The organism is Stenotrophomonas sp. YJH_SMC_17 (genome assembly GCF_059371655.1).
On record NZ_JCAFUU010000003.1, the window covers coordinates 207,518 to 224,664 of the forward strand.

Annotated in this window: 15 protein-coding genes; 8 read left to right on the forward strand and 7 right to left on the reverse strand. The window is 67.7% G+C overall.

Annotated elements, in window-relative coordinates; all coding sequences use genetic code 11:
• Window positions 1-20: 20 nt before the first annotated feature.
• Window positions 21-911, forward strand: coding sequence for an energy transducer TonB (locus AC5P8Z_RS10660; protein WP_286070145.1), 891 nt, complete (start codon window positions 21-23; stop codon window positions 909-911).
• A 34-nt stretch (window positions 912-945) separates the two neighbouring features.
• Here AC5P8Z_RS10660 and AC5P8Z_RS10665 read toward each other — a convergent pair whose 3' ends face one another.
• The 3 genes from AC5P8Z_RS10665 to trxA all read right to left on the reverse strand — a co-directional run bounded on the left by AC5P8Z_RS10665 (window position 946) and on the right by trxA (window position 5,032).
• Window positions 946-2,520, reverse strand: coding sequence for a sensor domain-containing diguanylate cyclase (locus AC5P8Z_RS10665; RefSeq protein ID WP_286070144.1), 1,575 nt, complete (start codon window positions 2,518-2,520; stop codon window positions 946-948).
• 208 nt (window positions 2,521-2,728) lie between these two features.
• Window positions 2,729-4,474 carry a transcription termination factor Rho gene (gene rho / locus AC5P8Z_RS10670; protein WP_005414668.1) on the reverse strand — a complete coding sequence of 582 codons (1,746 nt, stop codon included), beginning with the start codon at window positions 4,472-4,474 and terminating at the stop codon, window positions 2,729-2,731.
• Between the two features lie 228 nt (window positions 4,475-4,702).
• Window positions 4,703-5,032, reverse strand: a complete 330-nt coding sequence (gene trxA / locus AC5P8Z_RS10675) for a thioredoxin (protein WP_005411275.1) — start codon at window positions 5,030-5,032, stop codon at window positions 4,703-4,705.
• Between the two features lie 511 nt (window positions 5,033-5,543).
• Here trxA and rhlB point away from each other — a divergent pair.
• From rhlB to rpoH, 6 genes are all read left to right on the forward strand, one after another.
• Complete coding sequence (rhlB, locus tag AC5P8Z_RS10680; RefSeq protein WP_286070140.1) at window positions 5,544-7,259, forward strand: ATP-dependent RNA helicase RhlB; 1,716 nt, start codon at window positions 5,544-5,546, stop codon at window positions 7,257-7,259.
• A gap of 170 nt (window positions 7,260-7,429) precedes the next feature.
• Window positions 7,430-8,116 carry a cell division ATP-binding protein FtsE gene (ftsE, locus tag AC5P8Z_RS10685; protein WP_111112972.1) on the forward strand — a complete coding sequence of 229 codons (687 nt, stop codon included), beginning with the start codon at window positions 7,430-7,432 and terminating at the stop codon, window positions 8,114-8,116.
• 3 nt (window positions 8,117-8,119) lie between these two features.
• Window positions 8,120-9,067 carry a permease-like cell division protein FtsX gene (ftsX, locus tag AC5P8Z_RS10690; protein ID WP_099555248.1) on the forward strand — a complete coding sequence of 316 codons (948 nt, stop codon included), beginning with the start codon at window positions 8,120-8,122 and terminating at the stop codon, window positions 9,065-9,067.
• Between the two features lie 7 nt (window positions 9,068-9,074).
• Window positions 9,075-9,917 (forward strand): response regulator, encoded by an 843-nt coding sequence (locus AC5P8Z_RS10695; RefSeq protein ID WP_049428991.1) that lies wholly within the window; start codon window positions 9,075-9,077, stop codon window positions 9,915-9,917.
• Entirely contained in the window at window positions 9,914-10,627 is a 714-nt protein-coding gene (gene ung, locus AC5P8Z_RS10700; protein ID WP_295567228.1) for a uracil-DNA glycosylase, read from the forward strand. Before AC5P8Z_RS10695 ends, ung begins: the two co-directional genes overlap by 4 nt.
• Before the next feature lie 276 nt (window positions 10,628-10,903).
• A complete protein-coding gene (rpoH, locus tag AC5P8Z_RS10705; RefSeq protein ID WP_286070133.1) occupies window positions 10,904-11,779 on the forward strand; it encodes an RNA polymerase sigma factor RpoH in 876 nt (291 codons plus the stop codon).
• A gap of 132 nt (window positions 11,780-11,911) precedes the next feature.
• On the opposite strand, the gene AC5P8Z_RS10710 is transcribed toward rpoH, so the two are convergent.
• From AC5P8Z_RS10710 to purH, 4 genes are all read right to left on the reverse strand, one after another.
• Window positions 11,912-12,352, reverse strand: coding sequence for a hypothetical protein (locus tag AC5P8Z_RS10710; RefSeq protein ID WP_286070132.1), 441 nt, complete (start codon window positions 12,350-12,352; stop codon window positions 11,912-11,914).
• Between the two features lie 156 nt (window positions 12,353-12,508).
• Entirely contained in the window at window positions 12,509-13,792 is a 1,284-nt protein-coding gene (gene purD / locus AC5P8Z_RS10715) for a phosphoribosylamine--glycine ligase (protein WP_495229013.1), read from the reverse strand.
• Between the two features lie 58 nt (window positions 13,793-13,850).
• Complete coding sequence (locus AC5P8Z_RS10720) at window positions 13,851-14,717, reverse strand: hypothetical protein (protein ID WP_286070130.1); 867 nt, start codon at window positions 14,715-14,717, stop codon at window positions 13,851-13,853.
• A gap of 16 nt (window positions 14,718-14,733) precedes the next feature.
• Window positions 14,734-16,317 (reverse strand): bifunctional phosphoribosylaminoimidazolecarboxamide formyltransferase/IMP cyclohydrolase, encoded by a 1,584-nt coding sequence (gene purH, locus AC5P8Z_RS10725; RefSeq protein ID WP_495229014.1) that lies wholly within the window; start codon window positions 16,315-16,317, stop codon window positions 14,734-14,736.
• 209 nt (window positions 16,318-16,526) lie between these two features.
• Between purH and AC5P8Z_RS10730 the strand changes: the two genes are divergently transcribed.
• On the forward strand, window positions 16,527-17,147 hold the full coding sequence (locus AC5P8Z_RS10730) for a CDP-alcohol phosphatidyltransferase family protein (RefSeq protein ID WP_286070128.1): 621 nt from the start codon (window positions 16,527-16,529) through the stop codon (window positions 17,145-17,147).

The following is a 17,147-nucleotide window of genomic DNA, read 5'->3' on the forward strand; positions in this document are numbered from 1 at the left end:
TCATCACCAAGGATCCGGCAATGATGCGTTCCCCCCTGTTCCTCGCTCTCGCGTTGGCCGTTGGTGCCGGCGCTCCGCTGCTTGCCGGCGATGCCAGTGCGCAGACCACGCGTGCCGTGCGTGCCACCGCAGAGATGAGCATGGTGCTTTCCGGCAGTATCGATGTCACTCCGGAGGGCGTGGTCAGCGCGCTCGTGCTGGACCAGAAATCGACACTCACGCCGAGCATCGCCTCCTTCGTCGAAGGCACCATCGGTGGCTGGCGCTTCGAGCCCACGCTGCGCGATGGCAAAGCGGTCGCGACCCGTTCGCCGATGCGGGTGCGCCTGCGAGGGAAGTCGATGGCCGACGGCGGCTACGAAGTCAGCATGACCAGTGTCGATTTCAGTGAATATGATCCGAAGGCCACCGACTCGGTGACCCGCAAGCGCATGACCCCGCCGCGCTATCCCGAAGACGCGTATCGCAACGGCGGGCAGGGCGAGGTGCTGCTGGCGCTCAAGGTGGCGCGTGACGGTACGGTGGCCGATGTGATCGCCGAGCAGGTGAACATGACCGTGGTCGGCCCGGAACGGACCATGGCCAAGATGCGCGACATCCTGGCCAAGGCCAGTATCAGCAGCGCCCGCGGCTGGACCTTCAATCCGCCGACCACCGGCGAGGACAGCACCCGCGACAGCTGGACGGTGCGCGTTCCCGTGAATTTCGCCCTGGGCGACGACCGCAACGCAGGGCTGGAGCGCTATGGCCGCTGGCGTGCCTTCATTCCGGGCCCGCGACAGACCGTACCGTGGCGCAAGGCGGACGCGATCGAACAGGCCGGCAGCGATCTGCTGCCCGAGGGCGGCGTCTACATGGTGGACGGTGCCAAGCGCGGGCTGCGCCTGCTGACGCCGCTGGAGCAGGGTTGACGATCATTGCAGGGCCGGGCAGCCCGGCTCTGCGTCAATCGGCGTAGGGGTAGACCACCACCCGGTTGCGGCCCTGCTCCTTGGCCATGTACAGCGCCTTGTCGGCCAGCCGCAGCGCCTGCTCGGCGTCGGTGTGGAAGCTTGGGAAATGGGCCACGCCCAGCGAGACGGTGATGGTGCCGACCGGTTCAAACGGATGGTCGGCAATGCGCTGGCGCAGGCGCTCACCGGCCTGTCGCGCCGACTCGGCGCTGATGCCCGGCAACAGCAGCAGGAATTCCTCGCCACCGGCGCGGCAGAGGATGTCGCTGTCGCGGGAGTAGCGGCGCATCTGGTCGGCGATATGGACGATGGCGGTGTCGCCGACATCATGGCCGTGGTTGTCGTTGATCGACTTGAAGCGGTCGATGTCCAGCGCCAGGATCGCGAACGGGATGCCCTGCACCTGCAGGGCGTCGAGCGCCTGCTGCAGGCCGCGGCGGTTGAGCAGGCCGGTCAGCGGGTCGGTGCGGCTGGCGCGGTTGAGCGTGCCGATGCGGTCCTGCAGCGCATTGAAGCTGTGCAGCACCGCCTGCTTGAGCTGGGCCACCTCGAAATACCACGCGCGGATGCCGCTGACGTGGCTGATCGCGTTGCCGGTATCCTCGCCGCCCTGCACGTTGCGTGCGAGCTGCCACAGCGGCATCGAGATGCGACGGGCGAACCACCAGGTGATCAGCAGCGACAGCAGGCCCAGCGGGATCGCGTTCCAGATCACGGCGGTCATCAGCCTCGACAGCGGCTGCAGCGTGGCCTCGGTCGGCCGCTGGGCGATGATGCCCCAGCCGGTGGCCGCCACCGGTGCATAGCCGGCCAGCATCGATACGCCCAGGTTGTTGCGCACCTGCTGCGCGCCGCGCTCACCACGCACCACGGCCTTCACTGCAGGATTGCCGACCACGTAGTCGCCCACCCGCTTGCCATCGGCGTGGTACAGCAGCCGGCCATGACGGTCGACCACGTACAGGTAGGAGCCGTCGCGGTAATAGTGCTTGCCCAGCAGCGTGTGCAGCGCGCTGCGCTGGCGCAGGTACAGGGTGCCGCTTACATAGCCGCGATAGCGACCCTGGCGGTCGAAGATCGGGTGCGACAGCGACACCAGCAGCTTGCCCGTGGCCGACTGGTACGGGTCGCTGATCATCGGCTGGCGCGCGGCGAGCGCGGCGTTGTTGCCCACGCTGTGCAGCACCTCACCCTGCAGCTGCAGGGTCTGCGGCGAGGTGGCGATGACCAGGCCATCGGCATCCACCACCAGCGAGGAATTGAAGCTGTTGGTCTGCAGCTGCAGGCGGCTGGCCTCGTCCTGTGCCTGCGCCGGATCGAGGTTGCCCTGGCCGAGCCGGGTGGCGGCGTAGGCCAGTTCCTGCTGGGCGGCCAGCAGGAAGTTCTGGGTGGTCTCGGCCAGCTTGGTGGCATAGACGCGGTTCGCTTCAAGGGTGTTTCCAACCAGCTGGTCGCGCTGTACCCGGTAGCTGGCCAGCAGGGTGTTGGCCAGCGCGATGATGGCACTGAGCAGGGCCAGGGCGAGGATCAGCTTGCCCAGGTTGAGGCGGGGAGACAGCGTTCGCATGCGTCGACGGATCCGGCAGGAGGCTGGACCCGACCGGTTCTCCGGAAGGGGCGACAGCGGGAATCGGTGGCCAGGCCCTCGGGGCCGGGCAGGGCATCGGGCGGATTATCGCCAAAACCGGGCGGCGGTGAAATGAAGTGGGTCACCCTGCAGGCAAAAAAAAACCTGCCGCACGCGGCGGCAGGCTTCTTCAAGCGCAGGGTTGGGTTCAGCGCTTCATCGAACCGAAGAACTCGTCGTTGGACTTGGTGTTCTTCATCTTGTCCAGCAGGAACTCCATCGCGGCCATTTCATCCATCGGATGCAGCAGCTTGCGCAGGATCCAGATCTTCTGCAGCAGCTCCGGTTCGATCAGCAGGTCTTCGCGGCGGGTGCCGGAACGGTTGATGTCGATGGCCGGGAACACACGCTTTTCAGCGATGCGACGGCTCAGGTGCACTTCGCTGTTGCCGGTGCCCTTGAACTCTTCGTAGATCACCTCGTCCATCTTCGAGCCGGTGTCGACCAGCGCGGTGGCGATGATGGTCAGGCTGCCGCCTTCTTCCACGTTGCGCGCGGCGCCGAAGAAGCGCTTCGGGCGGTGCAGGGCGTTGGCGTCCACGCCACCGGTCAGCACCTTGCCCGAGCTCGGCACCACGTTGTTGTAGGCGCGGGCCAGGCGGGTGATCGAGTCGAGCAGGATCACCACGTCCTTCTTGTGCTCGACCAGGCGCTTGGCGCGTTCGATGACCATTTCGGCCACCTGCACGTGGCGCGCGGCCGGCTCATCGAAGGTCGAGCTGATGACCTCGCCGCGCACGGTGCGCTGCATTTCGGTCACTTCTTCCGGGCGTTCGTCGATCAGCAGCACGATCAGGTGCACGTCCGGGTGGTTGGTGGTGATGGCCGTGGCGACCTGCTGCATCATCATGGTCTTGCCGGCCTTCGGCTGGGACACGATGAGCGAGCGCTGGCCCTTGCCCTGCGGTGCCATCAGGTCGAGGATACGGCCGGTGATGTCTTCCGACGAACCGTTGCCGCGCTCCAGGGTGAAGCGGCGGCGCGGGAACAGCGCCGTCAGGTTCTCGAACAGCACCTTGTTCTTCGACGCTTCGATCGGCTCACCGTTGATGGTGTCGACGATGTTCAGCGCGAAGTAGCGCTCGCCGTCCTTCGGGAAGCGGATGCGGCCGGAGATGTGGTCGCCGGTGCGCAGGTTGAAGCGGCGGATCTGGCTGGGCGAGATGTAGGTGTCGTCCGGGCCGGCCAGATAGCTGGCTTCGGCCGCGCGCAGGAAGCCGAAGCCGTCCGGCAGGATTTCCAGCACGCCGTCGGCGGCAACGCCGTCACCATGGCGGGTCAGCACCTTCAGCAGGGCGAAGATCACATCCTGCTTGCGGGCGCGGGCCACGCCTTCGGAGATCTGCAGCTGCTCGGCGATTTCCAGCAGCTTCTGTGCCGGCATGCGCTTGAGGTCGCTCAGCGAATAGACCGGGAAGCCTTCCGGCACGTTGGCGTGCGGGCGCGGCACGAAGGGCTGCTGCTCGCCGCCGTCGTTGGGCATGCCGTCGTCGCGGAAGCGGTTGTTGTTGCGGTCACGGTCGCGACGGTTGCGGAAGCGGTCACGGCGGTTGCCCTGGCCTTGCCCCTGGCCCTGCTGGCCGTTCTGGTTGTACGGGTTCTGACCCTGGTTCTGGCCACCGCCCTGGTGGTTCTGCTGCCGCGGCTGGCCGGATTCGCGACCTTCACCACCTTCGCCGCCGCCACTGCTGGCAGGGGCCTCGGCGGCGGGCGCGCTCGGTGCGGGGGCGGGGGCTGGTGCCTCGGGCGCGGCGGCCAGCGGCAGGGTCGGCTGCGCCGGAGCGGCGCTGGTTTCGGCGGCTGCCGGGGCGGCGGCCTTGCTCACGCGGGGCTTGCGCACGCGCTTTTCGGCGGGCGCATCGGCGCTGCCGGTTTCGGAAGTGTTATCGGACAAGAGCGTTATTCCTCGCTTGAAGGTGCGAGCGCCCGGCTGGGGCGGCGAACGTTGGGAATGGGTCTGGAAGAAACTGCGTCCAGAGGGTGCGGCACGCGAACGCGGCCGGATGTGCCGACACTATCATCGGCCTGCGGCGCCGTGCAAGGGCTGCCGGGAACAACATTCATCATGGACGCGGGGCGTCCGCCGGCAGCCGCGGGCCGCGGCTGCCGGAAAACGGCAGGATCAGGCCAGGGCCTTGTCCAGCAGGCCGGCCAGCTGGGCCTTGCCCACCGCACCGATCTGCTCGCCGACCTTCTCGCCGTCCTTGAACACGACCAGGTAGGGGATCGAACGCACGTGGTACTTGGCGGCCAGCGCACGGTTGTGATCGACGTTGACCTTGGCGATCTTGGCGCGGCCCTGGTAGGCGTCGGCCAGTTCGTCCAGCGCCGGGGCGATCATCTTGCACGGGCCACACCACTCGGCCCAGAAATCGACCAGCACCGGTTCCTTGGAATTCAGCACTGCGCTATCAAAGTCGGCGTCGCCGACATGTACAACCTTGTCGCTCATCTTGGTTTCTCGTCTTGGATTGCACCCGGCCATGCCGGAGGTGGGTGAACTGGGCCATGCCCGGTGGCGCGACCCTCGTCGTTGCCTCGCGGCACACTGCCGCGGTGCGTTCGGCGGGATGCCTGGACGCTCACGGCCGGCAGTGTACCCCTATCGCAGGGCGGGGACAGGCGCCGGCTGGAACCCAGCGTATCGTGATCGCTTCGAAGCTCGGTATGTGTCGGATTTCACTGTCTTCCCGAAGATGGGGGTGGCAGCGGGCGACACCAGTAGGCCTGGCCAGGCCGTTCAAGTCCGGTGTGGCTGGGTGAAGGCTGGGCGTCTCCGGGCCTGCTGAGACGCGCCATTCCGGTTTGCCGGCCCGAGTGCGTTAAACTGGGCCATTGTGCGGCGTGCGGACCGGGTGGTCCCAGCATGCCAACCCGCCGCAGGGGCCGCAGTTTGCGACGGTGCCCCTAGACGATGAAGTGCCAGCCGCCCCACGGGCCGGCGGCCATACCAAGACGGACTCATGAGCGACAAACCGCTGACCGATTTGACCTTCTCCTCCTTCGAACTGCATCCGGCCCTGCAGGCCGGCCTTGAAGGAGCCGGATTCACCCGCTGCACCCCGATCCAGGCGCTGACCCTGCCGGTCGCGCTGCCCGGCGGTGATGTTGCCGGCCAGGCCCAGACCGGCACCGGCAAGACCCTGGCCTTCCTGGTCGCTGTCGTGAACCGCCTGCTGACGCGTCCGGCGCTGGCCGACCGCAAGCCGGAAGATCCGCGCGCCCTGATCCTCGCCCCCACCCGCGAACTGGCCATCCAGATCCACAAGGATGCGGTGAAGTTCGGTTCCGACCTGGGCCTGCGTTTCGCCCTGGTCTACGGCGGCGTGGATTACGACAAGCAGCGCGAACTGCTGCAGCAGGGCGTGGACGTGATCATCGCCACCCCGGGCCGCCTGATCGACTACGTCAAGCAGCACAAGGTGGTCTCGCTGCATGCCTGCGAGATCTGCGTGCTGGACGAAGCCGACCGCATGTTCGACCTTGGCTTCATCAAGGACATCCGCTTCCTGCTGCGTCGCATGCCGGAGCGCACCACCCGCCAGACGCTGCTGTTCAGTGCCACCCTCAGCCATCGCGTGCTGGAGCTGGCCTATGAGCACATGAACGAGCCGCAGAAGCTGGTGGTCGAAGCCGAGACCATTACCGCTGCCCGCGTGCGCCAGCGCATCTACTTCCCGGCCGACGACGAGAAGATCCCGCTGCTGCTGGGCCTGCTGTCGCGCAGCGAAGGCGCGCGCACCATGGTCTTCGTCAACACCAAGGTATTCGTCGAGCGCGTCGCCCGCGCGCTGGAAAAGGCCGGCTACCGTGTCGGCGTGCTGTCCGGCGACGTGCCGCAGAAGAAGCGCGAGAGCCTGCTCAACCGCTTCCAGAAGGGCCAGCTGGAAATCCTGGTGGCCACCGACGTGGCCGCGCGCGGCCTGCACATCGATGGCATCAAGTACGTCTACAACTACGACCTGCCGTTCGATGCCGAAGACTACGTGCACCGCATCGGCCGCACCGCGCGCCTGGGTGAAGAGGGCGACGCGATCAGCTTCGCCTGCGAACGCTACGCCATGGGCCTGCCGGACATCGAGGCCTACATCGAGCAGAAGATTCCGTCCGAGCCGGTCACCAAGGAACTGCTGACGCCGTTGCCGCGTCCGGAACGCCCGGCCCCGGCGGCAGGCGAGGAAGGCGAGGACAACGAAAGCGTCGGCCAGATCTTCCGCGAGGCGCGCGAAGCCCGCGCCGCCGAGGAAGAGCGTCGAGGCGGTGGCCGCAGTGGCGGCCGTTCCGGTGGCCGCGGTGGTCGCGACGGCGAGCGCAGCGGCGAGCGCCGTCCGCGTGGCCCGCGCAAGCCGCGCGTGGAAGGCGAACAGGGTGCAGCCGCGCCGGTCGCCGGTGCCGAAGGCGCCGCTGCCCAGGCCCCGCGTCCGCCGCGCCCGCCGCGTGCCGAAGGCGCACCGGAAGGTGCAGTGGACGGCGCGCACAAGCCGCGCAAGCGCCGTCGTCGTCGCCACGGCCGTCCGGTCGAGGGTGCCGAGGGCGTGCAGGCCAATACCGGCAACGGCGCCAGCCCGGTCACCCCGGTGCAGGTGGTGGCCAAGCCGGTGCGCACGGCCGCTGATACCGGCGATTCGTTCCTGACCCGCATCGGCCGCAAGATCCGCCGGATGCTGTCGGGCAGCTAAGCCGCCGGGGGTGGGTGCGGACCTTGGTCCGCACTGGGCCGAGCATGGGCTCGGCTCTACAGCCCCCATGCCGCCCTGCAGAGCCGAGCCCTATGCTCGGCTGCTACTGCGGCTACCGCCAATCGCCCCACCATCTCCACGACGTCGCGCCGCTCCTGCATAATCGGGGCATGAGTGTCCTGCGCTTCGACAATGTCAGCAAACAGTACGCCGGTGGCCACGAGGCGCTGACCGATGTCAGCTTCGAGGTTGCGCCGGGCGAGATGCTGTTCGTCACCGGCCATTCCGGTGCGGGCAAGAGCACCCTGCTCAAGTTGATCCACCTAGACGAGCGGCCCAGCCGCGGCGCGGTGGTGTTCGATGAGCGCAACCTGCTGAAGGTGCGCGGCGGCGACATTCCGCGCCATCGGCGTGCGGTCGGCGCGGTCTACCAGGACCATCGCCTGCTGATGGACCGCTCGATCGCCGAGAACGTGGCGCTGCCGCTGATCCTGCGCGGCACCCGCCGTGGCGACATCGGCAAGCGCGTGCGCTCGGTGCTGGAGCGGATGGGCCTGGGCCATCGCGAGAAGGCGCTGCCCTCGCAGCTGTCAGCCGGCGAGCAGCAGCGCGTCGGCATCGCCCGCGCCATCGTCGGCGAACCCAAGCTGCTGGTGGCCGACGAGCCCACCGGCAACCTCGACCCGACCCTGGCGGCGGAGATCATGGCCCTGTTTGCCGAGCTGCCCTCGCGCGGCACCAGCGTGCTGGTGGTCAGCCACGACCTGCCGCTGCTGCGCCGCATGCGCAAGCGGGTGCTGATCCTCGACCACGGCCGGCTGGTGGATGACATCTCGCCGCAGGACCTGGCGGAGTAACGCATGGCGAAGAACGAAAACAGCGAAGCCGCCGCCCCCTCGCGCGTGGGCGTCTGGTTCCAGCACCACGCGCACAGCGTGGTGTTCAGCCTCGGCCGTGCCTTCCGCAAGCCGTGGGCGACCCTGCTGACGGTGATGGTCATGGCGCTGGCGCTGGCCCTGCCGCTGGGCCTGTCGATCGCGCTGGACAACCTCAAGCAGTTCGCCGGCAGCGTGCAGCAGTCGCGTGACATCAACGTGTTCCTGAAGGGCAACGTCGATGGCCCCGGCGCGCTGCGTCTGGCCGGCCAGCTGCGCGACCGCGATGACGTGGCCGAAGTGAACGTGCGCACGCCCGAGCAGGGCCTGCAGGAACTGCGCGATGCCGGCCTCGGCGAGGCGATCGACGCCCTCAACGACAACCCGCTGCCCTCGCTGCTGGTGATCACCCCGGGCCAGGGCAAGGACGACGCACGCCTCGCGCGCGCGCTGGAAAGCCTGCCCGAGGCCGACCTGGTGCAGCACGATGCACTGTGGCGCCAGCGCCTGGATGCCTGGCTGGCATTCGGTGCACGGCTGGTGCAGGTGCTGTCGGTGCTGCTCGGCGTCGGCGCCGCGCTGGTGGTCGGCAACACCGTGCGCCTGGACATCCAGGCCCGCCGCGAAGAGATCGGCGTGCTGCAGCTGCTCGGCGCCAGTGATGGCTTCATCCGCCGCCCGTTCCTGTACCTGGGCGCGTGGTATGGCCTGGGTGCCGGTGCGGTGGCGCTGGCCCTGATCGGCGCCGCCGGTGCCGCGCTGCGCGTGCCGCTGGCCGAACTCTCGCGCAGCTATGGCAGCCCGTTCGTGCTGCACGGCCTGGACCTGCTGCATGGCGGCCTGGTCCTGCTCGGCACGCTGCTGCTGGGCTGGCTGGGTGCGTGGCTGGTGACCGGCCACTTCCTGCGCCAGACACGCCCGACCGACACCTGAGACCGGCATGCAACCGCAAGCGCTGAAGCACCTTGAAGGGCCCGCGACGCGGGTGATGGTGGTCGATGGCTCGAAGCTGGTGCGCAAGCTGATCGCCGACGTGCTGAAGCGCGACCTGCCCGGCGTGGACGTGATCGGCTGCGACAGCATCGAGGACGCGCAGCAAGCGCTGGCGCAGGGCCCGGTGGACCTGGTGACCACCTCACTGACGCTGCGTGATGGCGACGGCCTGGCGCTGGCGCGGATGGTCCGCGAAGCCGCTGGCCAGGCCTATGTGCCGGTGATCGTGGTGTCCGGCGACGCCCAGCAGCACCTGGAGCAGCGCCGCTTCACCGAGTACGTCACCGACTATTTCGACAAATCGCTCGGCCATGAAGCGCTGGCGACCTTCATCCGCGGCTACGTGCAGCCGCAGACCATTCCCGGCGCCACCATCCTCTACATCGAGGACAGCCGCGTGGTGGCCGAAGCGACCAAGCGCATGCTGGAACGCCAGCAGTTGAACGTGCTGCACGTGGTCAGCGCCGAAGAGGCGTTCACCCTGCTCACTGCCGAGTCGCTAGGCCGCAGCCGCCACCGCATCGACCTGGTGCTGACCGACGTCACCCTGAAGGGCGAACTGAGCGGCCGCGATGTGGTGCAGCGCGTGCGCGTGGACTTTGGCTACGGCAAGCGCCGCCTGCCGGTGCTGGTGATGACCGGCGACGGCAACCCGCACAACCAGACCGGGCTGCTGCAGTCCGGTGCCAACGACCTGGTGCTCAAGCCGATCGAAGAACGGCTGCTGGTCACCAAGGTGCTGTTCCAGCTGCGGCTGGCCCGATTGAACGATGGACCCCTGATTCGATGATGGATGAAGTAGCCGACACCCCGACGATCCAGCTGGAACCGAGCTGGAAGCAGCATGTCGGCGATTACCTGCTGCAGCCGCAGATGCGCGAGCTTTCCAGCTTCCTGCGCCAGCGCAAGGCCGCTGGTGCGGCAGTGTTCCCGCCTGGCCCGCAGATCTTTGCTGCGTTCGACGCCACGCCGTTCGAGCAGGTAAAGGTGGTCATCCTCGGCCAGGACCCGTACCACGGCCGAGGCCAGGCCCATGGCCTGAGCTTCTCGGTGCCGCCGGGCGTACCGGTCCCGCCGTCGCTGCTGAACATCTACAAGGAGATCGAGAGCGATCTCGGCCTCCCGCGCCCGGACCACGGCTGCCTGATCCCGTGGGCGCAGCGCGGCGTGCTGCTGCTCAACGCCGTGTTGACGGTGGAAGAGGGCAAGGCCGGCGCGCACCAGGGCCGTGGCTGGGAAGGCTTCACCGATCACGTGGTGGACGTGCTCAACCGCGAACGCGAAGGCCTGGTGTTCATGCTCTGGGGCGCCTATGCACAGCAGAAGGGCAAGGTGATCGACACCCGGCGCCATCGCGTGCTGAAGTCGCCGCACCCGTCGCCGCTGTCGGCCCACCGTGGCTTCCTTGGGTGCCGGCATTTCTCGATGGCCAACGAGTACCTGCAGCGCCGCGGGCAGGCCCCGATCGACTGGTCGCTTCCGCCGCGCTCGGCGCTCTGAGCACGGGCGGGGGCCAAGCCTGAACACCGGGCAACGTTTCTGGTCCTGAATGGGCCTTCTGGACGGCCCGTTCAGCTCCGCTTGACCGGAATCGGCCGTTTATGGTGGGTAATTGGTTGAATTCCAAGGGATTGTGAATCCCGAAAAGCGTGCTCGCCACTGTCATCAAATCGCGCTACGGTAGGGCTCTGTTTGGGACCAGTGTTGCATCAATAGGATGCTGGAACTTTTTCCTCCTTTAGCAGTCCAAATCCCGGACTGCTAAGATGGGTGCCTATGAGCCAGAACACCTCTACTGCCCTTGTGGCAAACAATCTCCCGATTCCCAGTGCGCTCGGTTCGCTGGACGCCTACATCGGTGCCGTGCACCAGATCCCGGTGCTGTCGGTCGATGACGAACAGGACCTGGCCCGTCGTTTCCGCGACGGTGACGATCTGGACGCCGCACGTGAGCTGGTGCATTCGCACCTGCGCTTCGTGGTGCACGTGGCCCGCGGTTACAACGGCTACGGCCTTGCGCTGGGCGACCTGATCCAGGAAGGCAACATCGGCCTGATGAAGGCGGTCAAGCGCTTCGACCCCGACATGGGCGTGCGTCTGGTGTCCTTCGCCGTGCATTGGATCCGTGCCGAAATGCACGAGTTCATCCTGAAGAACTGGCGCATCGTCAAGGTCGCTACCACCAAGGCGCAGCGCAAGCTGTTCTTCAACCTGCGCAAGTCGAAGACGCGCCTGGGCTGGATGAACGCGGCTGAAGTCAGCGCGGTGGCCAAGGACCTGAACGTGTCCGAGCGCGAGGTCATGGAAATGGAATCGCGCCTGTCCGGTCGCGATATCGGTTTCGATGCGCCCACCGACGAGGACAACGAACATGCGCCGCCGTCGCCGGCCGCGTTCCTGGTTGCCAACGACGAAGACCCGTCGATGGCCTATGAGCGTGCCGACAGCGAAGACAACCAGATGCAGCTGCTGCGCGAAGGCCTGGCCGAGCTGGATGCCCGTTCGCGCGACATCATCCGCCGCCGCTGGCTGGATGCCGACAGCAAGGTGACGCTGCAGGAACTGGCCGACGAATACGGCGTGTCGGCCGAGCGTATCCGCCAGGTGGAAGCGAACGCGCTGAAGAAGATGAAGGCGCTGTTCACCGCGTAAGGCGGGGTGGCGTTGAAGCAGAGAAAAGGCCCGGCACTGCCGGGCCTTTTTCGTTTGGTTGGGTTCATCCACGCATGGCGTGGGTCTAAGGTAGAGCCGCGCCATGCGTGGATGCCGGGCACTGATACTGCGTCATGGCATCGGCTTTCCCGTCGTTTGCATCAGAGCCCAGACCGGGATAGAGGCGTGCTGCCGGAAGTCGATCGTGTTGAAGGTCGCCAGACCCGCCAGCACCTGCAGTTCCCGGCTGAGCGCCGAGCGCTGAATGGCCAGAGTAGGGGTGGCAAAGCGCGCGTAGCCGCCGCGGTTCCAGTCGTACACATGGATGCCGCGCGAAGCCATGGCCACACCGTCATCGTCCCGGGGAACCTTCATGTGCGTGATGGCCCTGCCAACCACCGGCAGCTCCATCAACATCATTTCGATATCGAAGATGTCCACCGCCGCTTGACTCAGAAGCGCGGCAGGGATGTCTCCCTCGCCTGCGGTGACGAATGCCGCCACGGCGCCGGTCTGGTCCACGCCCAGCCAGACGCAATCAAAGCCATCCGGATATTCCTGATGTTGGCGCATTCTGCTTCCTCCCGTCCCTGAAGCCGCGACACTTCTAAACCTGATCGACCGGAAGGGTCTGGGCGCTGTTCTTTAGAGCAAAGGCCCGGCATTGCCGGGCCTTCTCGTCGGTGGAACTCACCCAGAGCCACGCCACGCGTGGCTGCACCCCACACCTCACCCCTCGCGTGCGATCGCGCGCCAACCGATGTCGTTGCGGTGGAACTCGTTGGCCCAGGTCACCTTGGCCACGCCGGCATAGGCATTGGCCTGTGCGTCGCGCACGCTGTCGCCCAGTGCCGCCACGCACAGCACGCGGCCGCCGGCGCTGAGCACTTGGCCCTGCGCGTCCAGCGCGGTGCCGGCATGGAACACCTTGGCGCTGGCCGGCACATCGGCCAGGCCGGAAATCACGTCACCGGTGATCGGCGATTCCGGGTACGGCTTGGCGGCCAGCACCACGCCAAGCGACGGGCGCGGGTCCCACTGCGCCTCCACCTGGTCCAGGCGACCGTCGATGGCCGCCTCCACCAGGTCGACCAGGTCGGACTGCAGGCGCAGCATCACCGGCTGGGTTTCCGGGTCGCCGAAGCGCACGTTGAATTCGATCACCTTCGGCGCGCCGCTGGCGTCGATCATCAGGCCGGCATAGAGGAAGCCGGTGAAGGGAATCCCGTCGGCGATCATGCCCTGCACGGTCGGGTTCACCACTTCGCGCATCACGCGGACATGCACCTCCGGGGTGACCACCGGGGCCGGCGAGTACGCGCCCATGCCGCCGGTGTTCGGGCCGGTGTCGCCGTCGCCGACGCGCTTGTGGTCCTGCGAGGTTGCCATCGGCAGCGCATGCACGCCGTCCACCATCGAAATGAAGCTGGCTTCCTCGCCATCGAGGAACTCTTCGATCACCACGCGCGCACCGGCGTCTCCGAAGGCATTGCCCGACAGCATGTCACGCACGGCGTCCTCGGCTTCGGCCAGGGTCATCGCCACGATCACGCCCTTGCCGGCGGCCAGGCCATCGGCCTTGACCACGATGGGGGCACCCTTCTCGCGGATGTAGGCCAGCGCCGCGTCCACGTCGGTGTGCACGGCATAGAACGCGGTGGGGATGTTGTGGCGGGCCAGGAAGTCCTTGGCGTAGGCCTTGCTGCCTTCCAGCTGCGCGGCGGCGGCGGTCGGCCCGAAGATGCGCAGGCCGGCGGCGCGGAAGCGGTCGACCACGCCGGCCACCAGCGGCACTTCCGGGCCGACCACGGTCAGCGCCACGCCTTCGGCCTGGGCCAGCGCCAGCAGGCCGTCGATGTCGGTCACCTTCACCGCCACGTTGCGGCACTTGTCTTCGTTGGCGGTGCCGGCATTGCCGGGCGCCACGATCACTTCGGTGACACGGGAGGACTGGGCCAGCTTCCATGCCAGGGCGTGTTCGCGGCCGCCAGAGCCGATGACAAGTACGTTCATCACGAGATTCCAGATTGCGTGGGAAGGGAAGGGCGATGTCCCCGGCGGCGCGCGTGGTTCACTCGCAGCCTTCGCGTTGCAGCGCGTCGGGGAAGGAATAGGTCCAGGTCTTCGGGTCCAGCGTGAAGCGGTGCGTACGGCGCACGTTGCTGCCGCCACAGCTGCTGCCCGTTTCCTCGATCAGCAGCGGCCAGGTGCGCGCGCTGCGGTTGCTGTCGTCCATGCGCAGTTCGAAGTCGACGTCGAACATGCGGGTGCGGCAGTCTTCGGCCTGCTCGGCGTCGTCGCAGTCGTAGGCCGCGGTGTTGTCGATGTGGCTGCGCACGCTGCCGGCATCCACCAGACCGTTCGGGCCGGGCAGGATGAAGCTCTGCGTCTGCAGCGAATAGCCCTGGCCGTACCAGCCGCTGACGTTGCGGAAGCCGTAGAAATCGCTGCCGAAGCGCAGGATCTCGACGCTGCCCGGACGGCCGCTGCTGCCATAGGTGCCGCCGGTCAGCTCGGCCGCCACGTCGAAGCCATCGCCGGCCGGGCGCAGCACGTAGTAGTCGATGGTGCCCGCGTCGGCATGGCCAGCGTCGACCACTTCGCCGCACACCGCCAGCAGCTGCTGCCAGCTGTCACCGCTGACCACGGGTTGCTCGGCACAGACCGCCCAGTCAACCGGGCGGGTGTCGCCGCCCTGCGCCCAGTTGCCGCGCCAGCCGTCGGACAGCTGCGCGTCCTCGCCGTAATGCGCGGTCAGGAAAGCCTGCAGTCGCGCGGTGCGGCTGACATGCCCGGCCGCTGCGGTGCTGGTTGCGGCCGGCGCCTCTGCCTGCAGGGCAGCGGCGGGTGCCGGTTCGGCGGCCGGCTTGCAGCCGGCCAGCAGGGCCGCGCCCATCAGGGCGGGCAGAACGAGGGGCTTGATCGAAACTGCGGACATCCGTGTCGCTCCAGGATCAGTGGCGGAAGTGGCGAACGCCGGTGAACACCATGGCCAGGCCATGTTCGTCGGCGGCGGCGATCACTTCGGCATCGCGCATCGAACCGCCCGGCTGGATGACGGCCTTGATGCCGGCGGCCGCTGCGGCGTCGATGCCATCGCGGAACGGGAAGAACGCATCGGAGGCCATCACCGAACCTTCCACCACCAGGTTCGCGTCGGCCGCCTTGATGCCGGCGATGCGCGCGGAGTAGACGCGGCTCATCTGGCCGGCGCCGACGCCGATCGTGCGGTTGTCCCTGGCGTAGACGATCGCGTTGGACTTCACGAACTTGGCCACGTTCCAGGCGAACAGCAGGTCGGTGAACTGCTTGTCGGTCGGCGCCAGCTTGCTGACCACCTTCAGTTCGTCGCGGGTCATGCCGCGGTTGTCCGAGGACTGCAGCAGCAGGCCCGAGCCCACGCGCTTGCTGTCGAAGTTGTTCAGGCCATCACCGTGCGGGATGCGCAGCACGCGCACGTTGGCCTTCTTCTGTGCGTACTCCAGCGCGGCCGGCTCGTAGTCCGGGGCGATCAGCACTTCCACGAACTGGCGGTCCAGGATGACCTTGGCGGTGGCGGCGTCCAGCGGCGTGTTGAAGGCGATGATGCCGCCGAAGGCGCTGGTCGGGTCGGTGGCGTAGGCCAGCTCGTAGGCATCGCCGTTGCCGGCACCGACGGCCACGCCGCACGGATTGGCATGCTTGACGATCACGCAGGCCGGCGCGTCGAACTGGCGCACGCATTCCCACGCCGCATCGGCGTCGGCCAGGTTGTTGTAGCTCAGCTCCTTGCCCTGCAGCTGCTGGAAGGTGGCCAGCGTGCCCGGCACCGGGTACAGGTCGCGGTAGAAGGCGCCGCTCTGGTGCGGGTTCTCGCCGTAGCGCAGGTCCATCACCTTCACGAAGGTGGAGTTCATCTGCGCCGGGTACTCGGCGCGGGCCGGCACGGCGGCGTCGGTGGCGGTCACCGCCGACAGGTAGTTGCTGATCGCGGCATCGTACTGGGCAACGCGATTGAACGCGGCCACCGAGAACGCGAAGCGGGTGGCAGCCGTCAGCTGGCCATCGTGGGCGTCCAGCGAGGCCAGCAGTTCGGCGTACTGCGACGGGTCGGTGGCCACCGCCACGCGGGCGAAGTTCTTGGCCGCCGAGCGCAGCATGGCCGGGCCGCCGATGTCGATGTTCTCCACCGCATCGGCCAGGGTGCAGTCGGCCTTGGCGGTGACCGATTCGAACGGGTACAGGTTCAGCACCAGCAGGTCGATGGCGCCGATGCCATGCTCGGCCATCACCGCATCATCCAGGCCCGAACGGCCCAGCAGGCCACCGTGCACCATCGGGTGCAGGGTCTTGACCCGGCCATCCATCATTTCCGGGAAGCCGGTGACCTCGGCCACGTCCTTCACGGCCAGGCCCGCATCGCGGATCGCCTTGGCAGTGCCGCCGGTGGACAGCAGCTCCACGCCGCGTGCTGCCAGCGCAGTGGCCAGCTCGACCAGACCGGTCTTGTCGGAAACGGAGAGGAGGGCCCGGCGGACGGGCAACAGATCAGCAGTCATGGGACAGAATCGGCAGCGGAGCGGGGCCGATATTGTAGGCGGTGGGGGCCGGTGGCGGGCGCCGCGGGGCGAAATCGGCCGAGGGCAGGGGCCGGTGGCCGCCTTCGGCACAGCCCGGTCGGCTGCAGGCGGCACGCAATCCGATGGGGCGACAGCGCCCTGATCGGGTAGGCTGTGCCCGGACTGCCAAGGATCAGCAGGTACAGATCGTGTCGATCTATGCATTGAAAGGACGTTTCCAGGACCTGTTGCGCCCGGCCGTAGGTGGCCTGTATCGCATGGGCATCACCGCCAATACGGTGACCGTGGCCGCTGCCGTGGTCTCGCTGCTGGTGGCCGCAGCCGTGGGGTGCTGTGCGCCTGCCCGGCCGCTGCTGTACCTGCTGCTGCCGCTGTGGATGCTGCTGCGCATGGGGCTCAACGCTGTGGACGGCATGCTGGCCCGCGAATTCGGCCAGCAATCGCGGCTGGGCGCCTATCTGAACGAAGTGTGCGATGTGATCGCCGATGCGGCGCTGTACCTGAGCCTGCTCAGCGTACCGGGCGTGCGCCCGGAGACGCTGTGGCTGCTGGCCTGGACCGCGGCGCTGAGCGAGTACGCCGGCGTGCTGGGGCTGATGGTCGGTGCCAGCCGCCGCTACGACGGCCCGATGGGCAAGAGCGACCGCGCCTTCGTGATCGGTGTGCTGGGCCTGTTGCTGGCCTTCGGCTGGGTCGGCGCGCTGACGGTCAGCGGCGTGGCCGCAGCCATGGCAGCGTTGTGCGTGCTGACGATGATCAATCGCGTACGGCGCGGGCTGAAGGAATCCGCGGCGACGCCGCAGCGATAG

Excerpts from the sequence above, each read along its gene's own strand:
- AC5P8Z_RS10710 (WP_286070132.1), bottom strand. The coding sequence starts at position 12,352 with ATGCGCCAACATCAGGAATATCCGGATGGCTTTGATTGCGTCTGGCTG.
- AC5P8Z_RS10660 (WP_286070145.1), top strand. The coding sequence starts at position 21 with ATGATGCGTTCCCCCCTGTTCCTCGCTCTCGCGTTGGCCGTTGGTGCC.
- ftsE (WP_111112972.1), top strand. The coding sequence starts at position 7,430 with ATGAGTGTCCTGCGCTTCGACAATGTCAGCAAACAGTACGCCGGTGGC.
- purD (WP_495229013.1), bottom strand. The coding sequence starts at position 13,792 with ATGAACGTACTTGTCATCGGCTCTGGCGGCCGCGAACACGCCCTGGCA.
- AC5P8Z_RS10695 (WP_049428991.1), top strand. The coding sequence starts at position 9,075 with ATGCAACCGCAAGCGCTGAAGCACCTTGAAGGGCCCGCGACGCGGGTG.
- rpoH (WP_286070133.1), top strand. The coding sequence starts at position 10,904 with ATGAGCCAGAACACCTCTACTGCCCTTGTGGCAAACAATCTCCCGATT.
- ftsX (WP_099555248.1), top strand. The coding sequence starts at position 8,120 with ATGGCGAAGAACGAAAACAGCGAAGCCGCCGCCCCCTCGCGCGTGGGC.
- rhlB (WP_286070140.1), top strand. The coding sequence starts at position 5,544 with ATGAGCGACAAACCGCTGACCGATTTGACCTTCTCCTCCTTCGAACTG.
- purH (WP_495229014.1), bottom strand. The coding sequence starts at position 16,317 with ATGACTGCTGATCTGTTGCCCGTCCGCCGGGCCCTCCTCTCCGTTTCC.
- AC5P8Z_RS10720 (WP_286070130.1), bottom strand. The coding sequence starts at position 14,717 with ATGTCCGCAGTTTCGATCAAGCCCCTCGTTCTGCCCGCCCTGATGGGC.
- ung (WP_295567228.1), top strand. The coding sequence starts at position 9,914 with ATGATGGATGAAGTAGCCGACACCCCGACGATCCAGCTGGAACCGAGC.
- AC5P8Z_RS10665 (WP_286070144.1), bottom strand. The coding sequence starts at position 2,520 with ATGCGAACGCTGTCTCCCCGCCTCAACCTGGGCAAGCTGATCCTCGCC.
- trxA (WP_005411275.1), bottom strand. The coding sequence starts at position 5,032 with ATGAGCGACAAGGTTGTACATGTCGGCGACGCCGACTTTGATAGCGCA.